This window comes from Chloroflexia bacterium SDU3-3, assembly GCA_009268125.1.
Taxonomy (GTDB): domain Bacteria; phylum Chloroflexota; class Chloroflexia; order Chloroflexales; family Roseiflexaceae; genus SDU3-3.
In genome coordinates, this window is record WBOU01000017.1 from 29,314 (window position 1) to 52,036 (window position 22,723).

At 62.3% G+C, this 22,723-nt stretch carries 18 protein-coding genes and 2 pseudogenes; 7 read left to right on the top strand and 13 right to left on the bottom strand.

Going from position 1 to position 22,723, the window contains the following annotated elements:
• Positions 1-6: 6 nt before the first annotated feature.
• From F8S13_22240 to F8S13_22285, 10 genes are all read right to left on the bottom strand, one after another.
• Positions 7-729 (bottom strand): abortive infection family protein, encoded by a 723-nt coding sequence (locus F8S13_22240; GenBank protein ID KAB8140730.1) that lies wholly within the window; start codon positions 727-729, stop codon positions 7-9.
• A complete protein-coding gene (locus F8S13_22245; GenBank protein ID KAB8140731.1) occupies positions 726-2,003 on the bottom strand; it encodes a restriction endonuclease subunit S in 1,278 nt (425 codons plus the stop codon). The genes F8S13_22240 and F8S13_22245 overlap by 4 nt, the downstream gene beginning before the upstream one ends.
• Positions 1,993-3,564 (bottom strand): SAM-dependent DNA methyltransferase, encoded by a 1,572-nt coding sequence (locus F8S13_22250; protein KAB8140809.1) that lies wholly within the window; start codon positions 3,562-3,564, stop codon positions 1,993-1,995. The genes F8S13_22245 and F8S13_22250 overlap by 11 nt, the downstream gene beginning before the upstream one ends.
• Positions 3,565-3,876: 312 nt before the next feature.
• A complete protein-coding gene (locus F8S13_22255) occupies positions 3,877-4,974 on the bottom strand; it encodes an NERD domain-containing protein (protein ID KAB8140732.1) in 1,098 nt (365 codons plus the stop codon).
• 257 nt (positions 4,975-5,231) lie between these two features.
• On the bottom strand, positions 5,232-5,747 hold the full coding sequence (locus F8S13_22260; GenBank protein KAB8140733.1) for a hypothetical protein: 516 nt from the start codon (positions 5,745-5,747) through the stop codon (positions 5,232-5,234).
• The gene (locus tag F8S13_22265) at positions 5,747-6,028 is read right to left on the bottom strand and encodes a hypothetical protein (protein ID KAB8140734.1); all 282 of its coding nucleotides are present in this window, start codon (positions 6,026-6,028) and stop codon (positions 5,747-5,749) included. Before F8S13_22265 ends, F8S13_22260 begins: the two co-directional genes overlap by 1 nt.
• Positions 6,029-6,250: 222 nt before the next feature.
• The gene (locus F8S13_22270; protein KAB8140735.1) at positions 6,251-6,631 is read right to left on the bottom strand and encodes a hypothetical protein; all 381 of its coding nucleotides are present in this window, start codon (positions 6,629-6,631) and stop codon (positions 6,251-6,253) included.
• 82 nt (positions 6,632-6,713) lie between these two features.
• A complete protein-coding gene (locus tag F8S13_22275; protein ID KAB8140736.1) occupies positions 6,714-7,004 on the bottom strand; it encodes a hypothetical protein in 291 nt (96 codons plus the stop codon).
• Positions 7,005-7,031: 27 nt separating this feature from the next.
• Positions 7,032-7,490: a hypothetical protein gene (locus tag F8S13_22280; protein ID KAB8140737.1), complete on the bottom strand. Its 459-nt coding sequence runs from the start codon at positions 7,488-7,490 to the stop codon at positions 7,032-7,034.
• A gap of 99 nt (positions 7,491-7,589) precedes the next feature.
• The gene (locus F8S13_22285) at positions 7,590-7,805 is read right to left on the bottom strand and encodes a hypothetical protein (GenBank protein KAB8140738.1); all 216 of its coding nucleotides are present in this window, start codon (positions 7,803-7,805) and stop codon (positions 7,590-7,592) included.
• 408 nt (positions 7,806-8,213) lie between these two features.
• On the opposite strand from F8S13_22285, the gene F8S13_22290 reads away from it, so the two are divergent.
• From F8S13_22290 to F8S13_22315, 6 genes are all read left to right on the top strand, one after another.
• Complete coding sequence (locus F8S13_22290) at positions 8,214-8,639, top strand: helix-turn-helix transcriptional regulator (protein ID KAB8140739.1); 426 nt, start codon at positions 8,214-8,216, stop codon at positions 8,637-8,639.
• A 137-nt stretch (positions 8,640-8,776) separates the two neighbouring features.
• Positions 8,777-9,325 carry a hypothetical protein gene (locus tag F8S13_22295; GenBank protein KAB8140740.1) on the top strand — a complete coding sequence of 183 codons (549 nt, stop codon included), beginning with the start codon at positions 8,777-8,779 and terminating at the stop codon, positions 9,323-9,325.
• Positions 9,326-9,354: 29 nt separating this feature from the next.
• Positions 9,355-9,726, top strand: a complete 372-nt coding sequence (locus F8S13_22300; protein ID KAB8140741.1) for a hypothetical protein — start codon at positions 9,355-9,357, stop codon at positions 9,724-9,726.
• A 640-nt stretch (positions 9,727-10,366) separates the two neighbouring features.
• On the top strand, positions 10,367-11,878 hold the full coding sequence (locus F8S13_22305) for an SAM-dependent methyltransferase (GenBank protein ID KAB8140742.1): 1,512 nt from the start codon (positions 10,367-10,369) through the stop codon (positions 11,876-11,878).
• A complete protein-coding gene (locus F8S13_22310) occupies positions 11,875-12,894 on the top strand; it encodes a restriction endonuclease (protein ID KAB8140743.1) in 1,020 nt (339 codons plus the stop codon). The genes F8S13_22305 and F8S13_22310 overlap by 4 nt, the downstream gene beginning before the upstream one ends.
• 813 nt (positions 12,895-13,707) lie before the next feature.
• A complete protein-coding gene (locus F8S13_22315; GenBank protein KAB8140744.1) occupies positions 13,708-13,962 on the top strand; it encodes a hypothetical protein in 255 nt (84 codons plus the stop codon).
• An 833-nt stretch (positions 13,963-14,795) separates the two neighbouring features.
• Here F8S13_22315 and F8S13_22320 read toward each other — a convergent pair.
• Positions 14,796-15,062, bottom strand: a pseudogene (locus F8S13_22320) (apoptotic protease-activating factor).
• A 1,543-nt stretch (positions 15,063-16,605) separates the two neighbouring features.
• A pseudogene (locus F8S13_22325) lies at positions 16,606-16,752 on the bottom strand (peptidoglycan-binding protein).
• Between the two features lie 2,798 nt (positions 16,753-19,550).
• Between F8S13_22325 and F8S13_22330 the strand changes: the two are divergent.
• Positions 19,551-21,941: a tetratricopeptide repeat protein gene (locus F8S13_22330; GenBank protein ID KAB8140745.1), complete on the top strand. Its 2,391-nt coding sequence runs from the start codon at positions 19,551-19,553 to the stop codon at positions 21,939-21,941.
• Positions 21,942-22,049: 108 nt separating this feature from the next.
• On the opposite strand, the gene F8S13_22335 is transcribed toward F8S13_22330, so the two are convergent.
• The gene (locus F8S13_22335; protein KAB8140746.1) at positions 22,050-22,265 is read right to left on the bottom strand and encodes a hypothetical protein; all 216 of its coding nucleotides are present in this window, start codon (positions 22,263-22,265) and stop codon (positions 22,050-22,052) included.
• Positions 22,266-22,723 lie beyond the last annotated feature (458 nt).

Below are 22,723 nucleotides of genomic sequence, written 5' to 3' on the forward strand. Positions count from 1 at the left end.
TAGCAATTATTCGGCATCTTCTTTAAACGCGCCAGATTCATACTCTGCCAATAAATCACTATAAGCATTGATATCAGTATAGAATAGCACTTCGCTGGCTTTATAAGGGTCAAGATTGAGAATTTTAATGCCCTCATCATGCTGATCATCTATAAATTGATTGAATTCTGGTTTGTCAGTATATGATTTGCGAGGGGTTCTAGCTAATGGTCCAGCATAGTTTCTATGAACACGAAAAAGAAAATGAACTATAGCGTCTGCTGATCTCGCAACAAATTGTGCTTGGATAGTGTCTGTAATACCTTGGTCATAAGCATCTTTACCATGAGATGCAAAACCACCTGCATTGCGAATTTCTGCCAAACTAAGAATGATAGTCGCAAATGATTGTGTTGTCTTTCTTAAGTTCTCTGCTATTTTAGGGTCTACTTCTGTTTCATCAGGTAAAAATTGAAGTTTTTTGGTAGTTTCCTTGAATAGCTGAGGCATGGTCCAATTTTTATCGATGGGATGGCCTCTATCAATAAGAATCGTACGACAAGTGGTTTCAACTAATGCCTTGGCAATATCAAAGGCAAGTTCAGGATTCTTCTCAACAGCCTCCTCTAAAGCAACTACTTGGCGTTCGATCATGATAGCGCCTGCCGAAAGGGTAAGTATCTCTCGGCACCCACTTAATCGGAATTTATTGTCAGGCAGCGCGGTGTTATCGGAGGTTGTTTCACTCATAGCAAAGGCTCCACATCGCGGACGCGCAGCTCGCCGGAGAGCAGGCGGGGCAGCAGCGTGTCGCGGAGTTCGGCGAGGGTGCGGGATTGCAGCTTAAGGTTTGTGATTTGATCAATCAATGGGGCTACAGTTCTATCTGCCAAATCCATCATCTGCGGTGTTGGGACAATAACTTTTGCCTGGGTGAGGTGATGCCGCTGGATATGGCCCATGGTTGTAGCTTTATCTGCCGCGATAGCTTGAAACCCTGGCAGATGGTAACGTGTCCAAAGGTAGTAAAACCACTTCGGATATATGTTTGATGTCACTTTGAACAAATGCTGGTTTAGCGCACCCTGACCACCACACCATAGTACAACCTCTAGGCTCCCAGACCAAGAAAACAGGATATCGCCATCTTCAATAATATAGGCTTCGGGAATAGAAGGGCTGGCTTTATCGCTATCCTCGGTGCTTCCTTTGCGCATTTGTGCGATCTTGATAACCGGAAGGAACTCTTCATCTGTAGGAGGAAACTTTTGTAGCGCCAGCCCATTTAAGTAGGTGGCAATCTGATCAAGGTTTTTGACATCCCACCCCTGCGGCACCATGCGCCCGTCGACCTCCTCGAAGGCGGCGGGGAAGAGCGCGGCGGTAGCGGCGTCGAGGCCGACGGGGGCTTGGCCAGCGGCCTTGGTGCGGACGGGGTCGAAGTCGACGAACCAGGACTGGAAGATGGCGCGGGCGGTCTCCTCCAGGGTGGCGTTCATCTTGCGGTTTAGCTCGATCTTGTCGTCGAGCGAGCCGAGGACGCGGGCGATGGCGCGCTGCTCGGGGAGAGGGGGGAGAGAGACCTCGATCGACTTAAGGACATCTGTATGAATTCGCCCAGTACCATGCGAGGCAGAATCAACCATCTTTAATAAAGTTGGTTTGTGCGCAAGAAACCAATAGGCAAGAAAATTGCTGTTGATGTTCTGATTTGGAATAATGGCTTTTACATCTTGATTGAAAGCCATATCTTGTTTGATTATGCAAATAGGTAAATCATTGTGCAATGTCATGCCTCGCACAAGCAACAAAATCGATTCTGCCGGGGCTATTCTTGAACCATTTTGGACCCCTTCTTCAGTTAGGTGGTCTTCGGTATCGTGCAGGTAAAAACTCTTCATGTCCTTAGCACTAACCCAAGGAATATTACCTTCCCAAAATGTAGGATTAGCTTTGGATGGTGTCCCGCCCGAATACCACATGGAGCAATCTCCTAAGGTTGTACGTGTCCACTCACTCCCCATAGCCCACCCCCCGCAGACTCTCGCGGATCACCTGCTCCAGGCGCGCGCTCTCGGCGAACTGCTGGCTGAGCGTGGCGGTGAGGCGCTGCATCTTCTCCTCGAACGGCTCGCCCTCCTCCTCGGCCTCGGCGACGCCCACGTAGCGGCCAGGGGTGAGGACGTAGCCATGGGCGGCGATCTGCTCGGTGGTGGCCGAGGCGCAGAAGCCTGCCACATCGGCATACGCGCCCGCGCCCGGGTCGCCGCGCCAGGCGTGGTAGGCACCGGCGATCTGGGCGATGTCGTCCTCGGACAGCTCGCGGTGGACGCGGTCGACTAGGGAGCCGAGCTGGCGGGCGTCGATGAAGAGGGTGTGGCCTCGGCGGTCGCGGAAGCGGCCAGCGCCGCTCTTGTCGCGGGCGAGGAACCAGAGGCAGACGGGGATCTGGGTAGAGTAGAAGAGCTGGCCGGGGAGGGCGACCATGCAGTCGACGAGGTCGGCCTCGATGATGCTGCGGCGGATCTCGCCCTCGCCGGAGGTATTGGTGGACATGCTGCCGTTGGCCAGGACGAAGCCAGCCATGCCCGAGGGGGCGAGGTGGTGGATGAAGTGCTGGACCCAGGCGAAGTTGGCGTTGCCGACGGGGGGCGCGCCGTACTTCCAGCGCACATCCTGGCGCAGGCGGTCGCCGCCCCAGTCGCTGTTGTTGAAGGGCGGGTTGGCCATCACATAGTCGGCGCGGAGATCCTTGTGCATGTCGCGGTGGAAGCTGTCGGCCTGCTCGGTGCCGAGGTTGCCGTCGATGCCTCGGATGGCGAGGTTCATCCGGGCGAGCTTCCAGGTGGTGGGGTTGGACTCCTGGCCGTAGATGCTGATGTCGCCGATGCGCCCGCCGTGGGCCTCGATGAACTTCTCGGACTGGACGAACATGCCGCCGGAGCCGCAGCAGGGGTCGAAGATGCGGCCCTTGTAGGGGGCGAGCAGCTCGACGAGGACGCGCACGACGCTCTGGGGGGTGTAGAACTCGCCGCCGCGCTTGCCCTCGGCGCTGGCGAACTTGGAGAGGAAGTACTCGTAGACGCGGCCCAGGATGTCCTTGGAGCGGTTGGCGCGGTCGCCCAGGCCGATGGTGCCGATCAGGTCGATTAGCTCGCCGAGGCGCTGCTTGTCGAGGGCGGGGCGGGCGTAGTCCTTGGGGAGCACGCCCTTGAGGGCGGGGTTGTCGCTCTCGATTTTGACCATGGCGGTGTCGATGAGCCTGCCGATCTCGGGGGCCTTGGCGCTGCCCTGAAGGGTGGCCCAGCGGGCCTCGGGGGGCACCCAGAAGATGCCGTCGGCGCGGTACTCGTCGGGGTCCTCGGGGTCGGCCCCCTGATCCTGCTCGGCGAGGAGGGCCTGGTACTTCTCGTCGAAGGCGTCGGAGATGTACTTGAGGAAGATGAGGCCGAGGACGACGTGCTTGTACTCGGCGGCGTCCATATTGTTGCGGAGCTTGTCGGCGGCGGCCCAGAGGGTGTCCTCGAAGCCGAGGCTGGCGGCGCTGGCGGGCTTCTGGGCTGCGCGGGCTGGCGGCTGGGTCATGGGCTGCTCCAGTGGCAGAGGCGTCTGCTGTAGGGCCTGGGCGTCGGGCGCGATGCGGCGGACTTTTGGCATGGTTGCTGTATTTCTAAGCCGCGCGCTTGGCGCTGCGGTCTGTCTAGTGTTGCTTGGGAGCGCGGGATGGCCGCGCGGGTGGGGCTATGATACACCCAACTATGCTTTGCGGTCAAAAGGAAGCAATTAACCACGAAGGGGCGAGGTGGCGAGGGGTGAGGGCGGGCACGAGACCCGCCCCTACGGCGTGGGGTGGTGGTGGGAGCGCGCAATGGTTCGCTGTGGTCGAGATGATGGGTACTAGCTGGATGGCTTGTCGCGCAACTGCTTGCCGCGTCTGATGAGGTCGTCCTCAATGGCTAACTGTTCGATAGCGCGTTTTTCCAGCAGTTTGTTCATCTGCTCAATTTCCGCTTGAGAGAGAAGCGTTTCCGTGCGGAGATTCTGCGTCTTTTTTTTAATGCTGTGCGCAATCCACACGTCTATAGGCGATTGATCAACATCTTTTTCTGCTATATTTTGATCTGAGGCGATAGCAATATATGGAGTCTGTTGAATACCCTGCCGGTCAAAATACACCTCTAACGCGCTTGCGTCGTCCTTCATGTTTAGTAGCTCTATCTGTTTATCAATGTTTTTCCAGCCTCTTTTTGTTTCTACGTACCAATGCTCTTTCTCAAACCGAATAGCACCACGCGCTGTAATCATTTGTATGACCCATACACCATAGGGGGCAACAAGTACCAGGTCGAACGCGCGAGAGGCCTGCGGTATGTATAGGCTTTGGTAGATTGTCCACTGATCGTCAAGGACTTCACGAAGCCGCTCGACAATATGTGCTTGGGTTTTACGCCTTCGGCGGATCTCTAACCACGGCCTTAGTTTCCAAAAAACATAAAAGCTGCCGAAGGTGAGGCATATAAAAGGGGTGAATAAAGCAGTCCATATATCTTTATAATGTATATCAAATGCGAAAAAGACAAAATCTTTTATTGTAAGAAGAATAGCAACAAGAGTAGCTGTTAGAATAGCAGCTATCTCTGCTTGATCTCTTTCATCCCGCTCGGTAAGCCAGTTGCTACAAACAACAAGGCGAGAGACATTGGGCTGAGCGAGATATGTTTTGTCAGCTAGTGTTTCTTCTGGTGTAGCAATATCGGCTGGATCATCGTCTACAAAAACACCGTAGGAACGCAGCTCCATTTTAATCTGAGCAATTTCTGAGCGTATATCTTGAATGCTTAGAATGACGTGTGAAGGCGTATGTATGCCCATCTGGGCTTTTTGCTCAAGCTCTATGTAAAGACGACGGCGGAAGATATCTAGCCGCTTCTTCCGGTGCTTACTATTCTCGTGTTCAGAAAGATCACTCATAGCTCTTTTCACCCTCCAACTCATGCTCCAGTTCCTTGGTAAGGCGGTTCTCGTCGCCCGCCAAGGCCTAGAGGTTGATGGCGGTGGTGGCGACGCTGCGGTGCCCGAGGCGGCGCTGGATCTCGGTGAGGGTCGCGCCCTTGGCGTCCATGGCCCACTGTCGAATAACAGTCCCTGTTACCATCTCCCCTAAGAACCGTGCGTAAAAGCGTTCTTGAATAAGAACGCTTTTACACTCTTTTTTGCTGGCTTGATCAGGTGAAAGTCGCCTCCTGCCTGATTCAGTCTACCACCAATCTCCATGTCGGTGTTAGCGAAGGGCGTCCCCGCACCTCTACCGTGCCCCGCCGCCAGCCCATCGAGACCAGGTGCGGGTTGACGCCCAACACGGCGGACACCCAGCCCTTGTGCACCCACACCTCACCCGCCGCGTCCGCCACCTCGGTGAACGCCGCCAGCAGCACCGCCGCCCGCCCGAACCGCGCCGCGCGGGCCAGCGCCAGGGGCGGCGGCGCGGGGCAGGCCTCGGGCCGCTCGCCCCGCCACGCGGGCGCGATCTGCCCGCGCACCCCCCAGGGGCCGCAGCGCCGGACCTGCCCGATGATGCCCAGGGCCTGGAGCCGCCGCCAGCCCATCGAGACCGTGCGCGGGTTGACGCCTAGCACGGCGGCCACCCGGCCCTCATGCACTCGCACCTCGCCCGCCGCGTCCGCCGCCTCGTAGCACCAGGCGAGGAGCGCCACGTTCGCCCGCTGCCGCGCCGCTGGCAGCAGCCGCCCCAGCGGGATCGTGCCCATCAGCGCCGCCTCCGCGCGCGCGGCGGGGCGGGCGGGCGGCAGTCGGCCAGTGACACGCCGTAGACCGCCGGGGCCAGCTGGGCCAGCGCGCTGGGCGAGGTCTGCCCCCGTGCGGCCTCGCGGGCGAGCAGCCGCCGCACCCGCGCCAGCTGGGCCGTGCGCAGCGCGGGCGGCTGGGCCAAAAAGTCCCGCCGCAGCAGCGCCACCGCCAGGCGCGGCGCGGCCTCCACCACCCACTGCGCGCTCACCGGGCTGTGCTCGTCCAGGTCACAATGCCTCATGGCTCTCCTCCTCCGCGCCGCTGCGCTCAGGGGCGCGGGATTGCCGCTCACTCCTCGGGTGTGTCCGTCTGGTCATCGATCCCAACCTTCGCCTCCACCATGAGGCGCTCGATCTCGGCGACATAGGTCAGCGCGTCGGCCAGCTCCATCTCGGCTAGGTATTTGTTGGTATGCATGTCGGCGCGCGCCTTGCGGATAAATCGCCGGATGTGCCCGGCGGCCTCAAGGGTTTGGCGTCGGGCGGCCTCCGCGTTCTTCGGCCACCGCTTCTGTATCCGGCTGCCCATGTTCTTCTCCGAGATAGCGAATAATGTCGGCCAGCCGTCGGCGCAGCTGCCACAGCTGCCAGCCGATGATCGGCAGCCCGCTGGCCAGAAACGCCCCGGCGTAGCGCCCCACCACCCACCACGCCAGCGCCTTCCCGCTCAGCGGGGGCAGCCCGCCGACCACCAGGCGCAGCGCCACCCCCGCGAGCGTGAAGCCCACGCCCACCACCACGGTGAGCCAGGTGAAGTCGGGGTCGTAGAGCCGCTGGATGCGCTGGAGCAGCGCGGCGTAGGCGCTGGCGAGCAGGGCCAGGGCGAGGTACAGCAGGAGGTCCATCCACGCTCTCCTTATGCTTCGCTTATGCTGGTATCGGCGGGCGGCGCGGCACGCTACACTCGGAGGATGCCGCGCCCGCCCGCTAGGAACGTCCGTTCGCACGCAGCTCCTCGCTCCAGCGGCGGGCCGCCCGGTCGGCCTCCAGGTCGTCGGCGAGGCTGAGCGCGCGCTCGCCGAGCTGGCGGAGCTGGTCAGGGCTGAGCTGGCCAGCGAACTGCCCCCGGATGAAGACCCCGATGGGCCCCAGGTTCGAGGCGATCAGCTCCAGCAGCTGGCCGTCCATCAGCGGGACGGCGCGGCAGATCGGCCACATCAGCGCGGGCGGCGCGTCTGCCGCGCGGGCAGGCTCGCGCAGATCAGGTGTCTGGCGCATAGGTGTTCTCCTTCCCCGCGTCGCGGGCTAGTGGGCGTCGTCCGCGTCGTCGTGCGCTTCCGCGCCCGCATCCCGCGCCGCGCTGATCGGGGCGAGCAGGCGATCGATGGTGCGCTCCAGATCCTCATCGCGCTGCGGGCCGAAGGTGGAGGACTGGGGCAGGGGGAGGGTCGCGTCGCTGACCCCGAGCGCGAGCAGGATCTCGCGCTGCGCGAGGTCGTGCGCGACGATCTGGGTGTGGACCGCGTGGGCCGCGCGCAGGCGAGTGGTGAGCTGGCGCAGCGCATGGTGGGCCTCGTCGACGCGCTCCTGGAGGGCGCGCAGGTGGTCGGCGTCGGCGTGCTGGCCCTCGACGAAGGCGCGGGCCTCAGCCAGGGCCTGCTCAGGCGTCATGCCCGCGTCCAGCGCGACGGTGGCGTGCAGCTTCTCGTTCTCATAGTTGCCCAGGTTGAAGGTCTTGCCGTAGGAGACGGAGGTGATGGTCATGGCGATGGTCCTTTCGCTCGATAGGGGTGCTGCTTCCGATGGGCGGGGCGGCGGGGTGCGCTGCACGGGTGGGTGGCCGCCGATCCGACGCGGCGGGCACTAGGCGGCCCGCCGCAGCTGGTCAAAGGCGATCTCGTCGCGGGCGGTCTCGGCCTCCAGCAGGCGGTCGAAGCTGCCGACGTAGCAGCCCTGAAACTCCAGGGCGTAGCCCGCATCTCGGCAGTAGGTGATGCGGTAGTCCTCGCCCGCCGCGACCTCGTGGATGCGCGGGGTGCGCGGCGGGCGGCGGGCGGGGTGGGTGCGGGTGGTGGGCATGGTGGGTTCCCCTCTACTAACTAATGCAACTTCCTGCACCATATTAGTGCAGGAAGTTGCATTAGTCAAGAGGAAGATCTATTCAGTGGGTGGGCGAATATCCTTTGTCAAGGCCTCATCTAGCGCGGCTATCCTCTTGATCTTGACTACATGAGGTAAGGCGCGCCCACTGAGATACATTGCAATTGCTCGTTTAGAGCAACCTAATAGCTTGGCTCTTTCTTCATTTGTCGGAGCGAGTTCTCTCAACGCATTTACAAAATGAAGGTACTTGCCCATACCGCCTCCAAAAGTGCAATTTATAGCATCATTTTAACGCATTTAATTGCACTACTCAAACAGGAAAACGCACTATGCGAGAAATTGCACGCGTGGTACATTTAGGCAAAGGTTGGGGGAGAAAATACTGTGGCCGAATCAGACGCACTACGCCTATATCTCATCACTCTGCGATCACGGCAAAACATCAGCCAAGATAAAGTGGCCGATACTATAGGTATGGCCCGCCGTACCTATAAAGCCTGGGAGCTTGGAGAAACCAAGGACATCAAAGTTCCGTGGGCAGTACGTGCAATTAAGTTTCTTGGGGGTTCGCTCGAACATCTTGGGATACTTGATACTGTTTCTGAGGAAGAGGGAGAGAAACTTGCCCTTGATTGGCTTGCACTCCCTCCCGATCAACGAAATCCCCTGCCTGAGCAGAACCATCATGATTCAGTAAAACTTACCCATGTGATTGAGCGACTTCGAGCGGATGCTCAACATGACCCTTCAGTCCTTGATATGGTCATCGCCTATCTTGATGGTCGACGCAGTTCGCGGCCTACACCCTGACAATGAATACACAATCTCAACAATAAGTCAAAAACGCCTTCCCGGAAATAGAATAATGCTATGGAAGTCTACAAATCAAAATATAGAACCATACTATTGTGGTTTTCTGATTCTCGTAGCTATTTGAGGGTTCACCCATGAAACATAGTTTTGGTAGCTTTTTATGGATAGGGGTAACCAAAGCTAACTCATTCATTGGGGGGTTCATATCTATTTTCATAAGTATTCTTGTTGCTTACATATCAAGCAATATTTGGTATGGAATCATTCTATCTATTATCTTCTTCCTTTCTGTACTAGTTTATGTATTTTCATACACTTCATATGAAATATATAAGGCGTACGAGAAAGAATTTATATTAGCCAAAAAGATGTCACTTCCTAGAATAATCAGAGCGCAGCGCCCTCCACCTTCCATGTTACAGGCTAGCGCTTTATGCTTAACTGAATCTTCAGACCTATTCTCATATGGTATTGGCGTTTCCTTTTATAACATTGATGAAGATGGATTTGAGAAACTAATTGGTCTTGGTAAAGTTGAGAATGTTCAGGAGGACAAAAGACTCCAAATCACAATACTTCATATTATAGAAGGCCACGAGAATATTATTGAGAGACTTTTGCAAAACGAAAGTAGAGTTTTGGAAAACACAAGAGTCAAACCAAACGCGCCTTTAGATATATAATAAACTATTTTATATAAAGGAGAAAACCTATGAGTGAATTAATTCCTCATATATTTCCAGCACTCATTGCAGAAGTTATAGACAGATACACTGTCGTTATTAATCGAGGTTCAAAACACAAAATACAGCTTGGTCAAAAATTTATTATATATACTTTGACAGATAAAGAAATTCTCGATCCGATCACTCGTGAATCTCTTGGCAAGCTTGAGGTACCTAAAGGAACGGGAAAGGTGATACATGTTCAAGAAAGATTAGCTACGATTAAGTCTGATAGAACGACAACAATAAAAAAACCAAGAACTCCACTAGAATGGCAAAGGAATCAAGAACCAGAAGAGCAAACCATTTTTTCACCTTTTGATGAACCAATAGTCGGAGATAGGGCAAAACCAATATAAATATACTCATCGAATATCACGAATATAATATCATTTACAAACTATGTTATAAGCGCTTGGAGTAACCACATCCTCGTAAAAATTTATAGGTTTGGCACACCGCATCGCCCGTATTGCCCACGTGACATTGCCCGCATCATTCGCGGGGCGATGGGCGCGATGCGCTGCCTGCCGTGCCCACTCCAGCGCCCAACCTCACCTGTCACCCTGGGCATACGCCGCCCTCCATGACGTTGGCCCTGCCGCACCTTTGGCGCTTGAAGGGGCACCGCCCTTCATATGGTGTCACTTTTGCAGTGCTTTCCAATGCCTTTTTGGCAAAAATGCCTGTTCGGCTGCATTGGAACTTCATTCCAATGCGTTCGAATTTCGCTAAGGTCGGGCAAGACCCGGCACGCTGGTTTGTACGATTCGTCGCATTCCGATGCCCCGCCCACGAAAGTGACACCTGTTGAGGGCACACCGCCCCCTCCCCCAACTCGTGCGCTCCGTGCGCCGGAATCCCAGCCAGCCCAACGTGCGGCCCTGGGCTGGGGCAAGAGCGTGGCATCACCCCATGAGCGCTCCGCTTTGTTCGCATCTCTGTGCTAAGATAGGAAGCACATACGGCACTGATGGTAGGGATTGGACAACGGACACCATGCTTGAGACGACGTCTTTCACCACACGGATTGATCAGCGGCGGCTTGCCGCAAGTAGCATCTTAGATCCAAAGCTGCGGGCCGAACGCGGGCAATTTCTCACGCCGGGGCCGATCGCGCGCTTTATGGCCTCCCTCTTCCAGCCTGCCACTGAGGCTATCCATCTTCTGGATGCCGGGGCAGGCGTCGGCTCGCTCACCGCTGCTGCCGTCGCCACCCTGTGCCAGCAGACGCCCGCTCCCCGCACCATCGCGGCGACCGCCTACGAGATCGACCACCAGCTCACCCCCTACCTGGAGGAGACGCTGGCCGATTGCGCCGCGCTCTGCGCCGAACGCCACGTTCGTTTCGCATCGTCGCTGCGCTCCACCGATTTCATTGCCCACGGTGCGCAGCAGCTCTTTATGCGCACCGCCGCAGAGGCCACCTTCACCCACGCGATTCTGAACCCGCCCTATCGGAAGATCACCACGCACTCCGCCGACCGACAGCACCTTCGGTCGATCGGCATCGAGACCAGCAACCTCTACGCGGGCTTTCTCGCACTCGCCATCAAGCTGCTGGCCCCAGGTGGCGAGCTGGTAGCGATTGTGCCCCGCAGTTTCTGCAACGGCCCCTACTTCCGGCCCTTCCGGCAGCTGCTGCTCAAAGAGATGGCGCTCACCCACATCCATCTCTTTGAGAGTCGCACCGACGCCTTCCGAGACGATGGCATCCTTCAGGAAAACATTATCTTCCACGCGATCAAGCAGCAAACGGTGCCCACGGTGATCATCTCACGCTCTGCGGGCGCAGATCTCGCCCACAGTGAACGCCGTCTCGTCTCCGCGCATGAGATTGTGCACCCGAGCGACCCAGACCAGATGATCCACATCACCGCCGATTCTGACGCCCAGCTGCTGGTCCGGCAGATGCAGGACCTCCCCTGCACCCTCGCGGATCTGGGCATCGATGCCTCAACCGGCCCCGTGGTCGATTTCCGCCTTGCCGACTTTCTGCGCGCGATGCCCGCATCTGATAGCGTGCCGCTTATCTATCCCCAACATTGCCGCGACTACCACGTTCACTGGCCGCTCCCTGGGGCAAAAAAGCCCAATGCCCTCGATGATCACCCACAAGTCCGCAAGTGGCTCTACCCGAATGGACACTATGTGGTAGTCCGGCGGCTCTCATCGAAAGAGGAACCACACCGCATTGTGGCCAGCCTCTATGATCCCGCCCGTATTCCCGGCGATTGGATCGGCTTTGAGAACCACCTGAATGTGTTCCATCAGGATCGACATGGGCTCGCACCAGACCTCGCGCTTGGGCTCACACGCTATCTCAACACGACGCTAGTCGATATCTGCTTCCGCCAGTTCAGCGGCCACACCCAGGTCAACGTCAGCGACCTGGCCCGGCTGCGCTACCCGACCGCCGAGGCGCTCGCCCAGCTGGGCAGACGAGATGCACCGCAGATCATGCCGGATCAGCGCACCCTTGATACGTGGCTTGGAGAAATAGTGTCATGACCGATTCCACCATCACCGACATCGACATCAGCGGCAACCATGGGAAGAAACTCGCCGAAGCACAACACATCCTTGAATCACTCGGCTTTCCCGCAGGACAGCGCAATGTCCGATCAGCACTCACGCTCCTGGCGCTCCTCGATATGCAGCCCAACCACGATTGGGCCGCAGCCAGCAACCCACCGATGGGGATAACGCCAATCCTTCAGTGGGCGGAAAAACACTACGCGGTGCGCTATGCCCCCAACACGCGCGAGACGATCCGCAAAGACACCATGCACCACTTTGTCGAGGCGGCGCTGGCCATCGCCAACCCGGATCAGCCCAACCGCCCAACCAACAGCCCAAAGTGGCACTACCGCATCGAACCAGCCGCATTAGCGCTTATTCGCACCTTTGGCACCAACGCGTGGCCGTCGCAGCTCGCCCGCTACCTCACCGAGCGGGTCGGACTCCAAACGCGCTATGCCGACATCCGGAACATGGCCCGTATCCCCGTCCAGATTCCAGGCGGAAAAGAAATCACCCTGAGCCCTGGCAACCATAGCGCCCTGATCAAAGCGATCATTGATGAGTTCGCACCACGTTTTCTTCCTGGCAGCCACCTCATCTATGTGGGCGATACCGGAGACAAGTGGGGATTCTTTGATGAGCAGCGACTTCACGACCTCGGGGTGGTTATCGACGCCCATGGCAAAATGCCCGATGTCATTTTCTACTACGAGGCAAAACACTGGCTTGTCCTGGTCGAGTCGCTCACCAGCCGAGGCCCCGTGGATGGCAAGCGGCACGACGAACTTGCCCGCCTATTCGGGAAAAGCACCGCAGGTATTGTCTATGTGACCGCGTTCCCAACCCGTAAAGGCCTCGCCCGCTACGTCACCCAGATCTCTTGGGCGACCGAAGTGTGGGTTGCGGAAGCAGCCGATCACCTCATCCATTTCGATGGCGAGCGCTTCCTCGGCCCCTATCCGACCACCCCAAAAAAAGATACGAACGGCGAGCCATCGGCATAAGATCAACAAACGACGGCCCGAGGTGTTCCACCTTGGGCCGTCATCTGTGCCACCCTCCCCCATCCATCCCAAGAGAGGAGATCTGCGCATCACCCTCGCCCATCACGGCTCATCCTCAATAGCCAAAAGCACCCGCGCATGTACCGCAACCCCAGCGCGATCACCGCCGCGCTGGCACGCACCACGATGCGGTCGGCGCGGCCTCGGGCGCGTTCGCCACCTCCCTCCCGGTCGTAATCGCCCACCAGCACACCGACCGCGCCGACCGCATCGGCCACGCTCACGCTGCCGACCGCCAGATGCAACAACTGCCGCTAGGACCTCAACCCCGGCGCAGCCCCCAACTACCCTGTGCGGATCACCACCATCGACCAGGGCCGAGAGAGCAGAACGTGAGTGCCAACACGGTCGCACTCGATAGCTGGCCTATGGGCAGTAGCACCGGCAACTAGGAGCACGTCCCCATCGGTGGCACGCTCGCGTCAGAGGCGACGCAGACCTTCCCACACAGCGGGGAATTCATCTGAAACAACGACCTGCCAGACGACGGCGCGCTGTACACCGGCGCGGGCCAGCTGGTGAGCTCCTGGGTCGATGGGTAACATGGGGGGAGCAACACAACGGCCCAGTATCACCACGATATTGGGCCGTCGCCTTGCCACACCACGAAGCCAGCGCATGCCGCTCAGATTCCTTGGGTGAGCAGTCCCCCTTGGGAGCGCCCGCTATTCCCCCGCCCCCCACTCGTGCTCTACGTGCGCCGGAATCGCAGCCTGCCCAACGTGCGGCCTCTGAAAACCCCGAGGAACAGCCATGTCGCCCATCTCGCCTGCCACGCTCCGCGCCCTTGGCGATGCCAGCGCGCTCCGCGCCCTGCTCGCCGCGCTCGGCTTCCGCCCCGTCGCCCACACCATCCTCACGGCGGAGACCCTGGGCTGGGGCGAGCGCGTGGCGGTCGACCTGCGGGGCCGCGCCTTCGCGCTGCTGGCCGACGCCGACGACGGCTCCTTCCAGGTGCTGCTGCTGCTGCCCCAGGCGGGCGCGGCGGAGCTGGACTATCGCCTCTGACCACCCTGCATCGCAACCTGCGCCCTGATGCTGCCAGATCTCCCGCAGGCTGGCCCCAGCGCAATCACCGCGCTGGCTGGCCGCTCCCCAGCAAAACTACTCTTATGTCGTGCTCATCATGACCCGCAGTGTGTACCCCGCCCACGGCGAACCCATGCTCAGCCCCGCTCCTCGGCCTGAGCAGCATCGCGCCGTCGGTGCACTGACAACGCTCGGTGATACGGCGACGGGGCCGGGGGCGTGGTAGGCTTATCGCACACAAGAATCTGTCAGGTATCGGCGGCACTCCAACGCGGCCACGCCCAAAAGGACACCTCCATGCTCCGCCCGCTGCGACTACCCCGCCCGTCGCGCCGACGTTCACCTGGCGGCCCTCGATCATCAACAAGCGCACCGGCCTCGCGGTGACCGCAGCGCTGTTCGTCGATGGCAAGCCGTGCGGGGGAGAGACCTGCCAGGTGCCCTCCGACGCGCAAATGCACCGCATCCAGGTGCGGGCCATCGGCTATGAGGACTGGGAGCTGGCGCGCGCCTCACGCCCAGCCGCGTGCGCAGCGGGCCGGTGCGGCTGCGGGCGACGGGTGTGCGCGGGGCATAGCGGCCTACGGCCAGCACGCGGCCACATCCCGCACTGCGCGGACGATCTCAGCCCGCTCCTCGGGCGTGGTGAGCGCGGCGACCCAGGGCATGAGCGCGGCGAGGTCGCTGAACAGATCGCGGCGGCCTCGGGCGGTAAGGGTGTGGAGGAGGGGAAGGAGGGTGGCGCGGGGGAAGTGGTGGGATGCGCATTGAGGAGCCAAACATGCGAATATTTCGGCCCGCCCCCCCGCGCCCCCGATGCCCCGTGCCGCCGCCAGCGCCTCGCACACCAAACCCTCCGGCAGGTGCGGCGCAAAACCCGCCAGCGCCCGCGCCCGCCACCTCTCGTCCCCGATCCCTCGTGCCACCGCCAGCGCCTCGCACACCAAATCCTCCGGCAGGTGCGGCGCAAGACCCGCCAGCGCTTCCGCCCGATCCCCCTCATCCCCGATCCCCAGTACCAACACCAGCGCCTCGCGCACCAAACTCTCCGGCAGGTGCGGCGCAAGACCCGCCAGCGCCCGCGCCCGCCACCACTCATCCCCGATCTCCCGTGCCACCGCCAGCGCGGCGCGCACCAAACCCTCCGGCAGGTGCGGCGCGATCATCTCCAAGATACGCACCCGCCACCACTCATCCCCGATCTCCCGTGCCACCGCCAGCACGGCGCGCACCAAACCCTCCGACAGGTGCGGCGCGATCATCTCCAAGATACGCGCCCGCGCCCGCTCATCCCCGATCCCCCGTGCCACCGCCAGCGCCTCGCGCACCAAACCCTTCGGCAGGTGCGGCGCGATCATCTCCAAGATACGCACCCGCCACCACTCATCCCCGATGCCCCGTGCCACCGCCAGCGCGGCGCGCACCAAACTCTCCGACAGGTGCGGCGCAAGACCCGCCAGCGCCCGCGCCCGCTCATCCCCAATCCCCCACGCCTCACCCCACACCGCACCCTGCTCCCACTTCGGCAGGTGCGGCGCAAGACCCGCCAGCACTATCGCCCGCGATCCCGCATCCCCAATCCCACGTCCCAACGCCAGCGCCTCACCCCACACCGCACCCTGCTCCCCCTCCGGCAGGTGCGGCGCGATTTTCCCCAGCGCAGAAGCCCGCCCCCCCTCGTCCCCGATCCTCCGTGCCAACGCCAACGCCTCGCCCCACACCGCACCCTGCTCCCCCTCCGGCAGGTGCGACGCAAGACCCGCCAGCACTATCGCCCGATCCCTCTCATCCCCGATCCTCCGTGCCAACGCCAGCGCCTCGCCCCACACCGCACCCTGCTCCCCCTCCGGCAGGTGCGGCGCGATCATCTCCAACATACGCGCCCGCTCATCCCCGATCCCCCGTACCGCTGCCAGCGCCTCGCCCCACACCGCACCCTGCTCCCCCTCCGGCAGGTGCGGCGCGATATCCACTAACGCACTCGCCCGATCCCTCTCCTTCCCGATCCCTCGTGCCAACGCCAGCGCCTCGCCCCACACCGCACCCTGTTCCCCCTCCGGCAGGTGCGACGCAAGACCCGCCAGCGCAAAAGCCCGCGCCCGCTCATCCCCGATCCCCCGTACCGCTGCCAGCGCCTCGCCCACCAAACCCTCCGGCAGGTGCGGCGCGATCCCCACTAACGCACTCGCCCGATCCCCCTCGGACCCGATCCCCCCTGCCGCCGCCAGCGCCTCGCCCACCAAACCCTCCGGCAGGTGTGGCGCAAGCCCTGCCAGCACCCTCGCCCGATCCCCCTCGGACCCGCCCCCCCCTGCCGCCGCCAGCGCCTCGCCCCACACCGCACCCTGCTCCCCCTCCGGCAGGTGCGGCGCAAGACCCGCCAGCGCAAAAGCCCGATCCCACTCATCCCCGATCGCCCGTGCCGCCGCCAGCGCCTCGCACCACACTGCACCCTGCTCCCCCTCCGGCAGGTGCGGCGCAAGGCCCGCCAGCGCACTCGCCCGATCCCACTCGGACCCGATCCCCTGTGCCATCGCTAATGCCTCGCACCACACCGCACCCTGCTCCCCCTCCGGCAGATGCGGCGCAAGGCCCGCCAGCGCACTCGCCCGATCCCGCTCATCCCCGATCGCCCGCGCCGCCGCCAGCGCCTCATCCCACACTGCACCCTGCTCCCCCTCCGGCAGGTGCGGCGCAAGGCCCGCCAGCGCACTCGCCCGATCCCGCTCATCCCCGATCGCCCGCGCCGCCGCCAGCGCCTCGCCCACCAATCTCTCCGGCAGATGCGGTGCAAGACCCGCCAGCGCCCGCGCCCGCACCCACTCGTCCCCAATCCCTCGTGCCGCTGCCAACAGTGGCACCATATCCATCACCGCACCACTCTCTGCCAGCGCCTGAATGGCATCAGCTTGCCGCTGTTCACCTGGCATCTGGCGAATGTGCTCAATCACCGCAGGAATACTCCACTTCCCCTCCGGCGTCCCAACGGTCACCAGGCCCACAAGCAATTTCGGAGAGAGGTTCCCACTCAAGCTGCGGATGCTTGCCGCAATCAGCGCACACCGAATCGCCAGCACGAGATCCTGCTGCTGTTCGGCATGCCCCCACAGCCGATCAAGGTCGGTCAGATAGCCTGCGTAGCTCCCCTCTGCGGCGTAGCGCGCGGCTGACCAAGGCTGGACCGTGCGCGTCTGCACCGCTACGACCTCGGTCAGCACCATGCGCGCCTTGTCCCACGCCCCCGCCGCCACCAGATGGGCCACCCAGAACTGGCGCAGGTAGGTTGGGATCGGCTGGGCCTGGGGATCACGGCAGTATGCCGCGTAGCCGCGCTCGCCATAGGCTACAAAGCGTGCTTGGAAGTTCTCGCGTTCACGCCGCGAGAGCACCCGCTCGCCAAACAGCTCGCGCAGACGCGGGTGGCTGAAAACATACCCCGCCGCCACACTCCCATCCCCGATGAGCACCCGCGCGACCACTCCAGCGGTCTGCTTCAGCCCCGCGCCGTGCGGAAAAACCTCGGGCGCGAGTTCCATCACATCCTCGCTCGTGAGCGGCCCGAGCGCCACTGCGCACAGCCCCAGCAGGGTGCGGATGCCCGCGTGCTGCGCGCTCTTCGCCTCCAGATCCGCAAGCCACTCCTGCACGAATGCTTCTAGGCCCGGCGTCATCGCGGTCAGCTTTTTTGGCTGGAGGTCGCCGTCCCGCAGTGCCTCGATCAGCATGCGGATGGTCAGCGGGTCGCCCTGACTGATGCGCCCGATCTCCTTAATGAAGTCCACATCCGTCGCCAGGTCGTCGAGCGGGTTCCCCATGCGCACCAGAATATCCTGTACCGCCGCATCGTCTAGACCTGTCAGCGGCACCCGCCACACCAGATCCTTCCGCCAGTCCAGATCCCGCAGCCAGTCATTGAGGGTTTTGTGCGCGACCTGCCGCGCGGCGCAGACCACCCGCAGCCGCGCGGGCGGCGTGCGCGGGAACAGTCCGGCTCTCAGCTCCCAGCCCACCGCCTCATCCAGGCCATCGAGCACAAGGAGCACATGCTGCCCCTCCAGCGGCGGGCGGCGCAGGTAGTCCGCGCTGATGGCCCGCAGGTCCTCCGGGGTCTGGCGGTAGCCGTCGAATGCTGCCTGCTCGCCGTAGATGGTCGCCAGCGCGAGCGCGAGGGTCCGAAACACCACATCGGCGGCGGCGGTCTGGTAGCGGATGCTGATCGGCACGAAGATCACCTGCCACCCGCCGCGCGCGTGCACCTGGATGGCCCACTGGATGAGCAGCGCGGTCTTCCCGCGCCCCGTGGGGGCCAGCAGCAGCGCGTAGGGCGTGGCCGCGTGGAGGAAGGCATCGAGCTGGGCCAGCTCCGCCGCGCGCCCACCGAAGATCTCGGTGTAGATCTCCAGCATGGAGCGTACCTGCGGGCGGGAGCTGAAGGGGAAGGGCTGGACGAGGGCCTCAATCGGCGTGGTCGGCGCAGGGCTGGGGGGATATACGGGAGCGGAAGCAGGTGGGGGCGGGGTAGCGTAGGTGATATTCACGGAGCCAGTCGTGTTGATCACATTTCCATCCACCTGCCAGCTCGGCTGATTGAATGGTGCAGCGGACCCATGCGCAGGGGCCGCAGCGTCTGGCAGGGGCGGCACAGCGGGGGCGAGGTCATCCGGGTGGTCATCAACGATCTCCCCCCAGCCGCGCAGCACCGCCTTGATCCGCGCGATCTCCGCACGAGCGTGGTCGCGGGTTGCGATCTGCCCTGGTAGCGCATACACATCACTCTGCTGCGCGATCTGCCGTAGCATCGCTGCCAACGTCGCCCGGTGGTCCGCCAGCAGTCGCCGCTGTCCCTGGATATCCTCAACTCGCCCCATCGCCCACCTCGCTCCACAAGATGCTTCCCCAGGCCCGCGCATCGCCGTTGGGCGCGGCGCATGTCACCGCACAACGACCCATATGCGTATCATAGATCAGCGGGACGGAGTTTGGGAAGATGGGAACCCGCGAGCAATCGCACGCCCACCGACGTTCACCTAGTACACCAGGGCCTCGACGAGCGCGTGGCGGTCGACCTACGAAGCGGCGCACGCACTGCTGGCCGACGGCGGCGTCTTCCTGGTGCGACCACTGCTACCCCAGGCGGGCGCAGCGGAACTGGACTGCCGCCACTAACAACCCTGTGCCCTGATGCTGCCAGATCTCTTTCTCACAGGCTGCCTCTGTCGTGATCGCCGCACTGGCTGGGCATCCTCGGCAAACCCACCGTTATGTCGTGCCGCCTGTAGTGTGCGTTGTTCGCCTCGCTGGAGGCCGCACCCACGGCGACCCGATACTCGACCCTGATATCCCCGATGTGGACATCTTCGCGCCATCGGTGGTGTGGCGGCGGTGCTGGGGCGTGGTCAACTCATTGCGTTCAAGGACACGTCAGACGCATCCCAACCGGAGACTCATCGGCGCAACCGACTACCGCCACCCACTTCTTTGCGCGAAGCACGCATGCTATACTCGTTTATGAACGCAGAACATAAGCTCCCAACGACCCGCACCCATCTGAACGGAAAGACCGCACCATGGGCGACACCACCTTCCATGGCGATATCACCGCCGCCTTCCTCAACGTAGGCGGCACCGTCTCGATCGGCAGCCTCATCATCGCCGACCCCGAAGCCAGCCAGCACGTCCTGGACGCAGCCACCGCCCGCCTCGCGCAGCTGCCCACCGCCGAGGATGTGCCGATCCCCGACCCCACACCGCTGCCGACCCCACACCGCATGCGGCTACCACCCAGCACGACGTTTGTCGGGCGCGATACGGAGCTGCGCCAGCTCGCCATCGCGCTCACGACGGGCACGACCGCCGTCGTGAGCGCGATCACGGGCATTGGTGGCATGGGCAAAACCCAGCTCGCGAGCGAGTTCGCCCACCGCTACGGTACCTTCTTCCTGGGCGGGGTGTTCTGGCTCAGCCTCGCGGATGCAGGCGGCGTTGAGGCCGAGATCGCCGCCTGTGGAGGGTCCATGCAGCTTCCCGCCTGGGAGGCGCTCACCTTTGCCGACCAGGTGCAGCGCGTCCGCCAGATCTGGGAGGAGCCCCTCCCCCGCCTGCTCATCTTCGACAACTGCGAGGACCTGGCCCTGCTCGACCGCTACCGCCCCGCCACCGGCGGCTGCCGCGTGCTCGTCACCAGCCGCCGCGATGACTGGGGCACCGCGCGCCACCTGCCCACCCTCGCGCTCGCCACCCTGCCGCGCGCCCAGAGCATCGCCCTGCTCCGCCAGTTCCGACCGGATCTGGCGGAGGATGACCCCACCCTCGACGCCCTGGCCCCAGAGCTGGGTGACCTCCCGCTCGCCCTCCACGTGGCGGGGAGCTTCCTCCAGCGCTACCCTCGCCAGTCCCTTCCCGACTACCTCGCCCAGCTCCGCGCCGCGCCGCTGGATTTCCTCGCCCAACGTCTGGAGCGGCTGACCGACGCGCCAACCCGGCACGACCTCGACGTGGCCCGCACCTTCCACGTGAGCTACGACCGGTTGGATACCAGCGATCCCATCGACCACCTTGCGCGCACGCTCCTCGCCCGCGCGGCATGCTTCGCGCCCGGCGAGCCGATCCCAACCGAGGTCCTCATCCAAACCCTGCCGGACGACACCGACCTACGGGATGCGGAGGATGGACTGCGGCGACTGGGCGAATTGGGACTGCTGGAAGAGGGGGAAAACGCATGGCGGCTCCACCGGCTGCTAACCACCTTTGTGCGGGTGACGGTGGGGGAGATGGATGTGGCACAGGAAGACGTGGAGAAAACGCTCATCGCGGTCGTGGAAAAGGGCAATGCTGAGGGCTTCCCGGCGAGGCTGTTTCCGATCCAGACGCATCTACACCACGTGGTCAGAGGGACACGAACGAATACGCGTGCGGCACAGCTATTGAATGCCGTTGGTATCTATCTTCACACTATCGCAGACTATTCGGTAGCCCAGTCCTTCATCGAATCCGGCCTCACCATCCGTGAGGCCGCCCTCGGCCCCGATCATCCTGATACCGCTCAAAGCCTCAACAACCTTGCGGCACCTCTCCAAAGCCAGGGTCGTTTTGATGCCGCCTACCCTCTCCACCTGCGTGCCCTCGCCATTCGCGAGGCAACCCTCGGCCCTGACCACCCCCTAACCGCCCAAAGCCTCAACAACCTTGCAGAACTCTTCCAGAGCCAGGGCCGCTTTGATGAGGCACACCCTCTCCACCTGCGCGCCCTCGCCATTCGCGAGGCTGCCCTCGGCCCCGACCATCCTCTAACTGCTACCAGCTTCAACAACATTGCTGCACTTCTCCGAAGCCAGAGCCGCTTTGATGAGGCACACCCTCTCCACCTGCGCGCCCTCGCCATTCGCGAGGCTGCCCTCGGCCCCGACCACCCTCTAACTGCTACCAGCCTCAACAACATTGCCGTACTTCTCCAGAGCCAGGGCCGCTTTGATGAGGCACACCCTCTCCACCTGCGCGCCCTCGCCATCTATCAAACCGCCTTCGGATTCGATCACCCCCTAACCGCCCAAAGCCTCGACAACCTCGCGATCCTCTATGCCATCCAACAACAGTTCGATGATGCCATCAAACTCATGCAGCAAGCGCTAGATATCCGCACACATATACTTGGACCCGATCATCCCCACACCATCTCCTCACGACAAAACCTTGCAGTGATAACTGATGCCGCACAGCAAAACAACACCCCAGCAAGCCGCGAGGAACACATCGCGCAGATCGCCGCACAGGCGCACACTGCCGTGGCACAGACACGTGCCCAAGGCACCGCAGCGGAGCGGGCAACGCTCCAAGGGCAGCTAGAGCAGCAGGCCCAGTGGGCCGCAGACGGCGAGGAAGGCGGCTCGCCCTACCTCGCGCTCGCCGCCCACCTGCGCGCGCTCGCCAAACAGCTCGACGAGGAACCGCCCACCCCCTAGCCCCCAACACACACAAACGCGCCGCTGGTCCTGCGACCAGCGGCGCGTCACGCCACCCCCATCACCCGCCTAGCGCGACCGCCATCGCCACCGCGAGCTGCGCCCACATCAGCACCGCATCCTCCTCCCACGCCCCACCGGCGTCATCGGCGGCGCGCTCCCCCTCGCGGGCTTGGCCTGGTCCACCACCAGCTTCGGCGCGCTGTTCCCCTTCGTCAGCAGCACCAGCGCCGGGTCGGGCGCGAAGGTATCCGTCGGCTCGGCCAGCGGCAGCGTCGCGCCCGCATCCTCGCCATCACCCCATCGCTCGCCATCTCCTCCCACTCGCCGCCGCCCACCCCGCCGATCCGCCCGCTGCGACCACCCCGCCCGCCGTGCCGACATTCACCTGGCGGCCCTCGGTCATCGACGAACGCACCGGCCTCGCGGTGACGGCGGAGCTGTTCGGGGAGAGACATGCCAGGTGCCATCCGACGCCCAGGAGCACCGCCTCCAGGTGCGCGCCGTCGGCTATCAGGACTGGGAGCTGGGGATTCGCGCGCAGCTCAAGGCAGGCCGCGTGCGCAGCGGGCCGGTGCGGCTGCGCGCGACGGGCGTGCGCGGGGTGGAGCAGCCTACGGCCAGCACGCAGACACCTCTCTCATTGCGCAAACAATCTCCACCCGCTCCTCGGGAGTGGTGAGCGCGACAATCCAGGGCATCAATGCGGCGAGATCGCTGAGGAGATCGGGGCGGCCTCGGGCGGCGAGGGGGCGAAGGAGCGGGTGGAGGATAGCGCGGGG